10 protein-coding genes are annotated in these 12,259 nt (G+C 66.0%); 5 read left to right on the top strand and 5 right to left on the bottom strand.

The annotated features are described in order from the left end of the window. Positions 1 to 39 precede the first annotated feature (39 nt). A complete protein-coding gene (locus tag N551_RS0129735; RefSeq protein ID WP_027570023.1) occupies positions 40 to 1,830 on the bottom strand; it encodes an acyl-CoA dehydrogenase C-terminal domain-containing protein in 1,791 nt (596 codons plus the stop codon). Positions 1,831 to 1,883: 53 nt separating this feature from the next. Then, positions 1,884 to 2,270, bottom strand: a complete 387-nt coding sequence (locus tag N551_RS0129730) for a nuclear transport factor 2 family protein (protein WP_027570022.1) — start codon at positions 2,268 to 2,270, stop codon at positions 1,884 to 1,886. Between the two features lie 213 nt (positions 2,271 to 2,483). Between N551_RS0129730 and N551_RS0129720 the strand changes: the two genes are divergently transcribed. The 4 genes from N551_RS0129720 (at position 2,484) to N551_RS0129705 (ending at position 8,805) form a co-directional block, all read left to right on the top strand. Continuing rightward, on the top strand, positions 2,484 to 3,074 hold the full coding sequence (locus tag N551_RS0129720; protein WP_027570021.1) for a PadR family transcriptional regulator: 591 nt from the start codon (positions 2,484 to 2,486) through the stop codon (positions 3,072 to 3,074). A gap of 227 nt (positions 3,075 to 3,301) precedes the next feature. Next, a complete protein-coding gene (locus N551_RS0129715; protein WP_027570020.1) occupies positions 3,302 to 6,769 on the top strand; it encodes a tetratricopeptide repeat protein in 3,468 nt (1,155 codons plus the stop codon). 351 nt (positions 6,770 to 7,120) lie between these two features. Further along, entirely contained in the window at positions 7,121 to 8,038 is a 918-nt protein-coding gene (locus N551_RS0129710) for a sulfite exporter TauE/SafE family protein (RefSeq protein ID WP_027570019.1), read from the top strand. Further along, positions 8,035 to 8,805, top strand: coding sequence for a TIGR02186 family protein (locus N551_RS0129705; RefSeq protein WP_027570018.1), 771 nt, complete (start codon positions 8,035 to 8,037; stop codon positions 8,803 to 8,805). Before N551_RS0129710 ends, N551_RS0129705 begins: the two co-directional genes overlap by 4 nt. A gap of 104 nt (positions 8,806 to 8,909) precedes the next feature. Here the strand turns inward: N551_RS0129705 and N551_RS0129700 are convergent, their stop codons facing one another. Both N551_RS0129700 and N551_RS0129695 read right to left on the bottom strand, forming a co-directional pair. After that, positions 8,910 to 9,683 carry an MBL fold metallo-hydrolase gene (locus N551_RS0129700; protein ID WP_027570017.1) on the bottom strand — a complete coding sequence of 258 codons (774 nt, stop codon included), beginning with the start codon at positions 9,681 to 9,683 and terminating at the stop codon, positions 8,910 to 8,912. Positions 9,684 to 9,695: 12 nt separating this feature from the next. After that, the gene (locus N551_RS0129695; protein ID WP_027570016.1) at positions 9,696 to 10,607 is read right to left on the bottom strand and encodes a DMT family transporter; all 912 of its coding nucleotides are present in this window, start codon (positions 10,605 to 10,607) and stop codon (positions 9,696 to 9,698) included. Positions 10,608 to 10,706: 99 nt separating this feature from the next. On the opposite strand from N551_RS0129695, the gene N551_RS0129690 reads away from it, so the two are divergent. Then, entirely contained in the window at positions 10,707 to 11,570 is an 864-nt protein-coding gene (locus N551_RS0129690; protein WP_027570015.1) for a LysR family transcriptional regulator, read from the top strand. Here the strand turns inward: N551_RS0129690 and pdeM are convergent. Continuing rightward, complete coding sequence (gene pdeM / locus N551_RS0129685) at positions 11,567 to 12,238, bottom strand: ligase-associated DNA damage response endonuclease PdeM (protein ID WP_051462973.1); 672 nt, start codon at positions 12,236 to 12,238, stop codon at positions 11,567 to 11,569. The two genes, N551_RS0129690 and pdeM, sit on opposite strands and share 4 nt — an antisense overlap. Positions 12,239 to 12,259: the final 21 nt, after the last annotated feature.

Genomic DNA, 12,259 nt, shown 5'->3' with positions numbered 1-12,259 from the left:
TGATCTTCTGGTCTTGATCGGGTCGCAGCGAAAGCGGCTTCAGAACGCTTCCGCCGGCAGTTCCATAATGGTGGCGCAGCCGGCCTGGATGCGCGCGAGATTGGCGGCGGTCTCCGGCAGCATCCGCTCCATGAAGAAGCGGCCGGTGACGAGCTTGGTCGAGAGATAGGGAGTCGCCCCGCTCTCGGCAATCTTGGCTTGCGTCACCTTCGCCATCTTCGCCCACATGTAGCCGAGCGCGACGAAGCCGAAGAGATTCAGGTAATCGGTCGCGGCGGCGCCGGCATTGTCGGGCTTGGCCATCGCGTTCTGCATCAGCCAGGTGGTGGCCTGCTGGAGATGGCCGAGCGAAGCCGAGAGCGGGGTAACGTAGGGCTTCATCGCCTCGTCGCCGCCGTTCTCCTTGGCGAAGGCCATGACCTCGCCGAAGAACGCCATGATGGCGCGGCCGCCGTCGCGCGGCAGCTTGCGGCCGACGAGGTCGAGCGCCTGGATGCCGTTGGCGCCTTCGTAGATCATGGCGATGCGGGCATCGCGCACGAACTGCTCCATGCCCTGCTCGGCGATGTAGCCGTGGCCGCCATACATCTGCTGCGCCTGCACCGCATTGGCGAAGCCGTAGTCGGTGAGGAAGCCCTTCAGCACCGGCGTCATCAGGCCCATGTGATCGTCGGCGGCCTGGCGGTCCTTGGGATCCTCGGAGCGATGGGCGACGTCGCTCTTCAGCGCGGTCCACATCACGAAGGCGCGCGCAGCCTCGTTGAAGGAGCGGATCGACAGCAGCGTGCGACGCACGTCGGGATGGACGATGATCGGATCGGCCGGCTTGTCCGGCGCCTTGGCACCCGTGAGCGAACGGCCCTGGATGCGATCCCGGGCATAGGCGACCGCGTTCTGATAGGCGACTTCCGACTGCGCGAGACCCTGCACGGCGACGCCGAGGCGGGCCTCGTTCATCATCACGAACATGCCCTGCATGCCCTTGTTCTCTTCGCCGATCAGCCAGCCGGTGGCGTTGTCGTAGTTCATCACGCAGGTGGAATTGCCGTGGATGCCCATCTTGTGCTCGATCGAGCCGCAGACCACGCCGTTGCGCTGCCCCACCGAACCATCGGCATTGACCATGAATTTCGGCACCACGAACAGCGACACGCCCTTGATGCCGGCGGGCGCGCCCTCGACGCGGGCGAGCACGAGGTGGATGATGTTGGGGGCGAGGTCGTGTTCGCCGGCCGAAATGAAGATCTTGGTGCCCGTGATCTTGAAGCTGCCGTCGGCCTGCCGCACCGCCTTGGTGCGGAGCATGCCGAGGTCGGTGCCGCAATGCGGCTCGGTCAGGTTCATGGTGCCGGTCCACTCGCCCGCCACCATCTTCGGCACGTAGGTCTGCTTCTGCTCCGGCGTGCCGTGGACGATCAGCGCTGCGGTCGCGCCCATGGTGAGGCCGCCATACATCGAGAACGCCATGTTGGCGGAGATCTGGAATTCGTTGACGGCCTGGGAGAGCGTCACCGGCAGGCCCTGGCCGCCGAACTCGGTCGGTGCCGACAGGCCGAGCCAGCCGCCCTCGGCGACCTGCTTGAACGCCTCCTTGAATCCCTTGGGCGTGGTGACGCTGCCGTCATCGGCGCGCTTGCAGCCCTCGAGATCGCCCACGCGGTTGAGCGGCTGCAGCACCTCTTCGGCGAGCTTGGCAGCTTCGCCGAGAATGGCTTCACGCACGTCGCTCGACGCATCGGAGAAGCCGGCCAGATTGTCGTAACGGTCGATCTGGAAGACGTCGTTGAGCAGGAAGTTCACGTCTTCGACGGGGGCTTTGTAGATCGGCATGGTGGTCTCCCGGCAGGCCTTGAAGTGATTTGCCTTGAAGTGATGATGCTGGTTTAGGATTGGGCGGCGGCCAACTGCTCCGCCATCAGGCGATGCAGCATGTTGATGGCCTTGAGCGGCCGCACCATCACCTTGAAATGCGTGATGCGGCCCTCGCCGTCGAAACTGATGATGTCGACGCCATTGATCTCGATGCCGTCGATCATGGTCTTGAATTCGAGCACGGCGCCGCTCTCACTCTTCCATTCGCCGACATAAGTGAAGCCGGGACCGCCAAGCACCTTCTCGGCGCTGGCCAGATATTTGAAGGTGATGTCGCGTCCGCGCTGCGGCGCGTGCACGACGGGGCTTTCGAAAACGGCGTCGGGATGGAGCAGGTCCCAGAGCGCTGCCCGGTCATGCGACTTCATGTAGCCGTACCAGGAATCGAGGCCGGTCATTCAGGTGCCTCCCTAAAGGCAAAGCAACTAAGGCTTCGGCAAAAAACGCGAAAACAACCCCATGCACAGTAGCGCGAAGGTTGATTCCATTGAGGTTTTCGGGGCGGTGTTTGCCCTCGTTTTTGGGTCGCCTCATATGCACATTGACGCATATGCGCCGATGCGCATAAAGTCAAGCCAATTGGTTAAGGTCGAGAACAGGAGGACCGGGTCATGGCTTTAGGCGACGCAATCCTCGCATGCCTGACGGAACGTCCGATGACGGGCTACGAGCTCGCCAAGACATTTGATTCCTCGATCGGCTTCTTCTGGAAGGCCGACCACCAGCAGATCTACCGCGAGCTCTCCAAGCTGCGCGACCGCGGCTACATCCAGGGCCGCGAGGTCGTGCAGACAGGCAAGCCCAATAAGCTGATCTATACGCTGACTCCGGAGGGCCGAACAGCGCTGCGGCACTGGGCCGCGCGGCCAAGCACGCCCCCCTCCATCAAGGACGACCTCCTGGTGCGGCTGCATGCGCTGGACAGTATCGGCCTCGAGCCCATGCGCACCGACCTGATGGCCCGGCTCGAGCACCACCGCGATCGCCACGAGAACTACGAGCGCATCCTGAAGAAGCGCTTTCCGGAAGGGGCAGCCTCTGGCGTGCTCGACCTCGGTAACCTGCTGCTGCTTCAACTCGGCGCCCGGCACGAGCAGATGGTGGCCGATTTCTGCGAAGAGGCGCTCGAGGCCCTGTCGGCGATGAGCGCAAGCGGCACCGTGGTGGCGCTGGAGGACGGCAAGCGCGAGGGCAAGGGCTGAGGTGTCTCTGCTTCGTCATGGCCGGGCTTGTGTGCAAGCCACCCGCACCCCGCCGCCCAACTTTAAGACACCGTCAACGGGTTCCTTAACCCGTTATTTACCGTAACAGACAAAAGTCGGTTTTCGAGGCAGACGACCCGCGCCAAATCCGATTGTCTTTGCAACCGGCACGCGAGGGAAGACTGGAGGCGCCGGGTGGGGCGCCGGAGTCGGAACCGGACAGAGTCATGAATTCGCGCGTATCGTGGAGTGTTGACGGCATCGATCCATCCGTCCGGGAGCGGGCCGAAGCTGCTGCGCGTCGCGCCGGAATGTCACTCAACGATTGGCTGAACTCCACGCTCGGCGAGACCGCCCCGCCGAACTTTCGCGGACTTTACGACCAGCGTCCGCAAACCCAGCACGTTCCGAGTCAACTGCCGAGTCACGTGCCGAGCCAGGAAAGCCGCGAAGTCGCCGACATCCACCAGCGGCTCGACGCCATCACCCAGCAGATCGAACGGATTTCAAAGCCGGCGCCGCGCCAAGATTCTTCGCGACAAGACACTTCGCGACAAGACACTTCGCGGCAAGACACTCCGCGACAAGACGTCTCGCGCGAGCAGGGCGTTGCGCGCCAGCTCAACGACGCGATCTCACGGCTCGATGCAAGGCTGTCGCAAATTTCGAAGCCGCAGCAGGCTCCGGCTCCGCGACAGGCCCCCGTTGAAACGCGCCAGCGCCAGGCCGATGCGGTCGAGCGCGCGGCAGCGCAGGTCTATCGCAGCTCACCGCCCCTGAGCCCCGCTTCGTTCGACGTCGCGGTCGCCGAGATCACGGCACGGCAGAGCGAGCTCGACGGCTTTACGCCCAGGCAGATGCCGCCGCGCGCCGCGCCCTCGATCGCGCCTGCGGCAGCTCCTTACGCGCCCCCCGCGCCGCCTGCCTACGCTCCGCCGCCACCGCAGCCGGGGCCGGATTTCTCTGCGCTCGAGCGCCATCTGCTCAAGATCACGAGCCAGATCGAATCGCTGCAGCGCCCTGACAATACCGAGCAGGCGATCAACACCTTCCGCAGCGAGCTTGCGGAGATTCGCAACGCCATCACCGAGGCAATGCCGCGCCGCGCGATCGAATCGATCGAGAACGAGATCCGCTCGCTGCATCGGCGCATCGACGAGACCCGCTCCAACGGCACCGACGGTCAGGTCCTGTCCGGCATCGAGCACGCGCTGTCCGAGATCAAGCAGGTGCTCCGCACGCTGACACCGGCCGAGCAGCTCACCGGCTATGACGAGGCGATCCGCAATCTCGGCGCCAAGCTCGATCTGATCCTGCGCGCCAATGACGATCCCTCGACGGTCCGCCAGCTCGAAGGCGCGATCTCGGCGCTGCGCGGCATCGTCTCCAACGTCGCCTCCAACGAAGCGCTGGCACGGCTCTCGGACGACGTGCAGCTGCTGTCGTCCAAGGTCGACCAGGTCACCCGTGCGTCCGGCCAGGGCGACAGTTTTGCGGTGCTGGAGCAGCGCATCGCGGCGCTCACCGCCGCTCTGGAAACGCGCGAGCGCCCCCAGCCATCCGAGAGCAGCGAGCAGCTCGAAAGCGCGATCCGCGCCCTGTCCGACCGTTTCGATCGCATGCAGGTCGGCAACGACTCGGCTTCGACCTTTGCTCATCTTGAACAGCGGGTCTCGTATCTGCTGGAGCGGCTCGAGGCCGCCGCCGATCCGCGCAACGGCAATTTCAGCCGCGTCGAGGACGGGCTGCACGACATCCTGCGCCACCTGGAGCGGCAGCAGGCGACCTATTCCGCGCTGGCCGAGAGCCGCAACTCCACGCCGCCTGCCGATTCCGGCATGGTCGATCTCGTCAAGCGCGAGCTCTCCGACATCCGCTTCAGCCAGGCCGAGACCAACCGGACCACCCAGGATTCGCTGGAGGCCGTCCACAACGCCCTTGGCCACGTCGTCGATCGTCTCTCGATGATCGAGGGCGATCTTCGCAATGTGCGCACCGCGCCGCCCGCCCCTGCGCCGCAGCCGATGCCGATGCCGATGGCCGCTCCCATGGAGCCCGCGCCGATGGCGCGCGAGCCACGGCCGCAGCCACAGCAGCACCCGAAATACGATCCGAAGCCCGAGTTGCCCAATCCGGCCGCCGCGCAGGCGGCGCACGCCGCCTTCGCCGCCGCGCCGCGCGAATTCCATGCCGCCGCGCCGGCCGCGCCGCCGCCGATGCCGATGGCGTCGCCGCTTCCACCACGCGCGATCAGCGAAATCCTGGAGCCGCATACGGCGCCCACGCGCGCCGCGCTTGCGCCCGAACTGCCGCCGGATCATCCGCTCGAGCCGGGCACAAGGCCGGGTGCACGCATCGCCACGCCGTCGGAGCGCATTGCCGCGTCCGAAAGCGCGATCAGCGAAATCCCGGCCGCGCCCAAGGAGCCGGTGTCGTCGTCGAGCTTCATCGCGGCCGCGCGCCGCGCCGCCCAGGCCGCCGCCGCGCAGCCACCCGAGAAAACAGGCCGGGCCGCCAAGGCGTCTGCCGGCGGCGCAAAGGACAAGGGCAAGGCCAGCGATAAGGACGGCGGTTCGACCATCACCTCCAAGATCCGCTCGCTGCTGGTCGGCGCGAGCGTGGTCGTGATCGTGCTCGGCACCTTCAAGATGGCGATGAACCTGCTCGATGGCAGCAGCTCGTCACCGTCGCCGCAGGCGATGGAGAATTCGTCGCCTGCACCCGCGCCGCAGGCCCCGCCGCCGGTCGAGAACAAGCCCGCCACGCCCGAGCAGGTCACGCCGTCAATGACCTCGCCGACCCCGATCGGCCGGCAATCCCAGAACAATGCCGCGCCTGCTGCCGCCAATTCTGGCAACTCGGCCTCGGTCGAAATTCCGCCGGTGCCTGCCGCAGCGCCGCAGCCGGCCTCCAGCGACGTCACCGGCGCGCTGTCGGGCACGAGCCGCGCGAAACTCGCGATGATCCGGGTGCCGCCGACCGAAAAGCTGCCTGACGGCATCGGTGGCCCCGGCTTGCGTACCGCCGCGATGAAGGGCGATGCGACCGCGGCCTACGAGATCGGCGTGCGCTTTGCCGAGGGCAAGGGCGTGGCTGCAAACTATGAAGAAGCCGCCAAATGGTACGACCGCGCGGCGCAGGCCGGCGTCGTACCCGCGACCTTCCGCCTCGGGACACTCTACGAAAAGGGTCTCGGCGTGAAGAAGGACGCCGACATCGCCCGCCGCTACTACACGCAGGCGGCCGAGCGCGGCAACGCCAAGGCGATGCACAATCTCGCGGTGCTCGACGCCGATGGCGGCGGACGCGGCGCCAACTACAAGAGCGCGGCACTGTGGTTCCGCAAGGCCGCCGACCGCGGCGTCGCCGACAGCCAGTTCAACCTCGGGATCCTCTATGCCCGCGGCATCGGGGTGGAGCAGAACCTCGCCGAGTCCTACAAATGGTTCACCCTCGCCGCCGCCCAGGGCGATGCGGACGCAGCAACCAAGCGCGATGATGTTGCCAAGCGGCTCGACCCGCAATCGCTCGCCGCCGCCAAGCTCGCGATCCAGACCTTCAGCGCCGAGCCGCAGCCCGACGACGCCGTCAATGTTGCGGCCCCGAACGGCGGCTGGGACAGCGCGCCGCAGGCCAACGCGAAGCCTGCGCCGAAGCCGGTTGCCGCCAAGCGCGCGGCGTCGGCGGTGCACTAGAACCGAATTGCTTTAGATCGAACCAAGCGAGCCGCGGGCTCGGTGCACCTCTCCCGCTTGCGGGAGAGGTCGGCGCGTAGCGCCGGGTGAGGGCTCTCACCTCTTGGGGGTTCTCGCCCGGGGCCACACCCTCTCCCCAACCCTCCCCCGCAAGCGGGGGAGGGAGCGCACCTTTGTCCTTGCGGGTAGCGAACCCAATCTCATCACGCTCTCACCGCAGCCATTCACCACGCCCGAAATTCCTGGTCCCGCCCGCCGCCGAATTCCGCTATTGAGGGACGCGGCAATCGTTCTGCCCTCCTGCGAGCATTCCGCGCAATCGATCCGTCTCGCGGGAAGCGTGGTCTCTCGATGCAGCTCTATCTCCCGATCGCCGATCTTCCGGTCAACGTCTTCCTCGTGCTGGCGATGGGCGCCGCGGTCGGCTTCGTCTCCGGCATGTTCGGAATCGGCGGCGGCTTCCTGATGACGCCGCTTTTGATCTTCATCGGCATCACGCCGGCGGTCGCGGTCGCCTCCGTCGCGAGCCACATCGCGGCTTCGTCCTTTTCCGGCGCGCTTGCCTATTGGCGGCGGCGCGCGATCGACCCCGCGCTGGCGAGCGTGTTGTTGTGCGGCGGCGTGACCGGGACGGCGCTCGGCGTGTGGACCTTCACGCAGCTGCGCGCGCTCGGCCAGCTCGATCTGATGATCGCACTGTCCTACGTCGTGCTGCTCACCACCGTCGGCAGCCTGATGTTCTCCGAAGGCCTGCGTGCCCTGATGCGGACCCGGCGCGGCGCGCTGCCGCCGCGCCGGACCCATAACTGGATTCATGGCCTGCCGCTGAAGATGCGGTTCAAGCGCTCCAAGATCTACCTCTCGGTCATTCCGGTGGTGATCGTCGGCATCCTGATCGGCTTCATCGGCGCCATCATGGGCATCGGCGGCGGCTTCATCCTGGTGCCGATCATGATCTATTTGCTTCGGGTGCCGACCTCGACGGTGATCGGCACCTCGATGGTCCTGACGCTGGTCACGATGCTGTTTGCGACCCTGCTGCATGCGGTGACCAACCACCTGGTCGACGCCGTGCTGGCGCTGATCCTGATGGTCGGCGGCGTCACCGGCGCCCAATTCGGCGCCCGCGCCGGCCAGAAGATCCGCGGCGAGCAGTTGCGGCTGCTGCTCGGCCTGCTGATCCTCTCGGTCGGCGTCCGCTTCGCGATCGAGCTGGTGATCCGGCCCGAAGACCTCTTCACCATCCGCGAGGTGGGAGTGAACGGATGATGCGCGCAGCTCTCGCGGTCCTGCTCGTGCTGCTGCTCGGCTCCGTCGCCCGCGCCGAGCGGCTGATCGTGTCGGTCTCCAACCATCGCGTCACGGTGACACCGAATTATTCCGGCGAGGAGCTGGTGCTGTTCGGCTCGGTCGAGAAGGACGCCTCCACGCCCATCGATCGCAAGACCTACGATCTCGTCGTCACCGTGATGGGCCCGCGCGCCGACATGGTGACGCGGCGCAAGGAGCGCACCTTCGGGATCTGGATCAACACCGACTACCGCCAGTTCCTGGCGGTGCCGAGCTATCTTGCGCTGTTCGCCAACCGCTCCTTCGATGCGATCACCTCGCCTGAGATCGCGCGGCGCCAGCAGATCGGGCTCAACAACGTGCTGCTGACCCAACGGGTCAGCGGCGACTATGCCGACGTGGTGCCGAACGACGCGTTCCGCTCCGCCTTCATCCGCCTGCGCACCCAGCGCGGTCTCTACCGCGAGGATCCGAGCGCGGTGACGTTCCTGACGCCAACGTTGTTTCGCACCGGCATTCCACTGCCGGCGGAGGTACCGATCGGCACCTATGAGGTCGAGATCAAGCTGTTCGCCGACGGCGCGTTCATCGGCAAGACCGAGACCGCGTTCGAGATCGTCAAGGTCGGCTTCGAGCAGTTCGTCGCAACGACGGCGCGGCAGAACGGGTTGATCTACGGCCTCGTCACCGCGGCGATGGCGCTGATGACGGGGTGGATGGCGTCGATTGTGTTCAGGAAGGATTAGCCGCATACGCTCGTCATTGCGAGCGCAGCGAAGCAATCCAGACTGTCGCAGCGGAGGGATTCTGGATTGCTTCGCTGCGCTCGCAATGACGGCTGTGGTGCTAACTACGGCGCCTGCACCACCGTCGGCACGCCGGGCTCGAGCAACCGCAGCCGCGTCCCGAAACCCAGCACATCAAATGTCTTGCGCAGATCCTCGCTGTTCTGGCGGAAATGCGCCCAACCCTCCGTATGAACCGGCACGATCATCGCATCGGGGAAGGCGCGTGCGGTCTCGATGGTGTCGTTGGTGTCCATGGTGAGATGGAACGGCCCGCGCGTTTGCGCGGCGCCGGCGAAAGGCATCACCACGCCGCATTTGAAGCGGCGCGCGACCTCGGCGACGCCGTCGAACCAGGTGGTGTCGCCGCTGATGTAGACCGATGTGGTGTCGGTCCGGCTCGACGTCACCACGAAGCCGATGACATCGCCTGACAGCGGCTCGATGCCGGCCGGGCCGTGACGCGCCGGGGTCGCGGTGATCATCAGCGAGTTGCCGTCACGATCTTTCAGCTGCGCCGTGCCCCACGGCGCCAAACCTTCGACATGCCCGCCGAGGCGCTGCGCGCCGGCCTCGGTGGTCAGCACGTGCTTCACATGTTTGAGAAAGTCGCGGCCGGAATTATCGAGATTGTCCGAGTGCTGGTCGTGGCTGAGCAGGACCGCATCGATCGGGCCGATTGCGTCTGCCTTCAGCGCGGGTCCAATCGTCTTCTCCAGCTTCACGTGCGGCAGTTGATAGGCGCCCGGCGCATCGAAGGTCGGATCAGTGAGCAGACGAAAGCCATCGATCTCGATCAGCGCGGTGGGACCGCCGATCAGGGTGATGGAAATGGGCATGATGGACTCCTCTTACGAGACGGATTTGGCGGGCCGCGTCACCAGGTAGATGCCGAGTGCGACCGGAATGATTCCGAGCAGATCGCGCGCCTCGACGTGCTCGCCGAGCACGAGATACGCAAACAGCATGCCGAGCGGCGGCATCAGGAAATGATAGGCACTGGCAGCCGTCGCGCCACACACTTTCAGGAGATGAAACCAGAGCCAGTACGCCAGGATCGAGCCACCGAGCACGAGGAAAGCAAAAGCGCCGATCAGGCCCGGCGTGAAGTCGATGGCATGAACATCGGCGAAGGTCAGCGCCACCGGCGTCAGCACGATGCCGGCGGCGAGATTCTGCACGCCATTGCCGATCCACAACGAGCCTTTTGGCGCGAGCAGCTTGAACAGGATGGTGCCGGCGACGAGGGAGGCAAGCGAGGCCAGCGTGAACACGATGCCGTGCAGCGAGTCGGTGCCGACCGACAGGCGGTGCCAGACGATCAAGGTCACCCCGATGATGCCGAGCAGGAGGCCGCTCGCCTTGCGCCACGTCATGCCTTCGCCGAGCAGCAGCGCGGCGAGGCCGGCCGTGAACACCGGATTGGCCGACACGATCAGGCCGCCGAGGCCGGCCGAAACCGACTGCAGGCCGGTGTAGCCGAACCCGAGATAGAGCGCGTTGTTGGCGACGCCGAGCACGGCGAAGATCGCGGCATCGCGCCACGACAGCGACCAGTCGTCGCCGCGGACCAGCGTGGCACCGAGGATCAGGATGCCGGCGAGCGAGAAGCGCGCGGCGAGCAGGATGAGCGGCGGGCAATGGGTCACGCCGATCTTGCCGGCGACGAAGGCGTAGCTCCAGAGCAGGCAGAACAGGCCGATCGCAAGCGGCAGCGTGTTGAAGCGGCTACGGGGAACGGAGATCGAAGGGGCGAGCGACATGAGGGACATTCTCCTAGCCCTCGATCTAGAGAGCCCGCTTGCCATTTGGAAATTAAATGATTAACTACCGATCAGTGGATTTTCGAATGGAGGCCGTCCATGCTCGATCTGGAGCTCCTGCGCAGCTTCGTCTCGGTGGTCGATGCCGGCGGCTTCACCCGCGCCGGCGAGCGCGTCCATCGCACCCAATCGACCGTCAGCCAGCAGATCAAGCGGCTGGAGGAGGATGTCGGCCAGGTGCTGCTGCATCGCGACGGCAAGGACGTGCGCCCGACCGAAGCCGGCGAGCGGCTGCTGTCCTATGCGCGGCGGTTGTTGTCGCTTGCGGAAGAGGCGCGCGACGTGCTGCGCGAACCCGACGGCGAAGGCGCGATCCGGCTCGGCATTCCCGAGGATTTCGCGGCGTATCGGCTTGCGAAACTGCTCGGCGCCTTCTCGCGCTCGCATCCGGGTCTGCGGCTCGATGTGCGCGCCGACCAGAGCAAGAATCTCGCGCGCGACCTCGATCGCGGCGAACTCGACCTCGCACTGTTCAAGCGCGAGGCCGGCGCGAAGGGCGCGATAGCGGTGTGGCCGGAGCAGGTGCACTGGGTCACCAGCAAGAGCCATCCGATCCATGCCGATGTCGCCTCGGTGCCGCTGATCGGCTTTCCGCTCGGCTGCCTCTACCGCGCCGGCGCCATCCACGCGCTGGAAAGCGCGGGCCGCATTTGGCACATGTCCTATACGTCATCGAGCCTCGCCGGCATCCAGGCCGCGGTCGCCGCCGGCATGGGCTTGAGCATCCTGTCGGAGATGGCGATCCAGTCCGACCATCGCGTGCTGACCGCAAAGGACGGCTTTGCGCCAATCAACCGGACGGAAGTCGCGTTGATGGCCGCGCCGGGCGCAAGTCCCGCGACGCTGCGGCTCGCAGATCGGCTGGCGGAGTTCTGCGACGACGTGCAGGCGAAGGCGGCTTAGCTGCACCGCGACGCGGCGATCGCGTGGACGCGGCGGTCGCCGAGCAAATGCGCGACAAATCCGTTCTTTGGAAAGATCTTTGCAAACGCCGCGTCGCGGATGCTGAGGCCGCCGGCATAGGCGCCGAAGGCGGGCATCACGGCGCGCATCCCGTCGCAGGCGAAGCAGCGGCGCTCCATCGAGCGGCCGCGCGCGGAGACGCGAGCCTTGGGATGGAGATGGCCGGCGATCTCGCCGCTCGCGCCGGTCGGTTCGTGGCGGAAGGTGATCGCACCGATCGCGACTTCGTCGGCGACGGTGCCGCCGAGATCACGCGGCAGCGCCGGATCGTGATTGCCTGAGATCCAGATCCAGTCACGGCCGGCCTGCATGGCGGCGACCGCGTCGCGATCCTCCGCCGACAGCCGTCCATGCGCGGTGCGATCGTGAAAACTGTCGCCGAGCGCAATGATGATTCGCGGATCATGGCGGGAGATGACAGCAGCGAGACGACTGAGCGTCGCGATGGTGTCGTAAGGCGGCAGCAGCACGCCGCGCATGGCGAAGCTGGAACCTTTTTCCAGATGCAGATCGGAGACGACGAGCAGGCGCTGCTCTTCCCAGAACAGCGCGCCGGAAAGATCGGCCGCGAACGTCACGCTGCTGATGCTGACATTCGAAACGCGCATGTCCTCGATATCCCCTGAACC

The organism is Bradyrhizobium sp. URHA0013, assembly GCF_000518345.1.
Taxonomy (GTDB): domain Bacteria; phylum Pseudomonadota; class Alphaproteobacteria; order Rhizobiales; family Xanthobacteraceae; genus Bradyrhizobium.
This window is presented reverse-complemented; position numbering and strand designations above follow the sequence as displayed.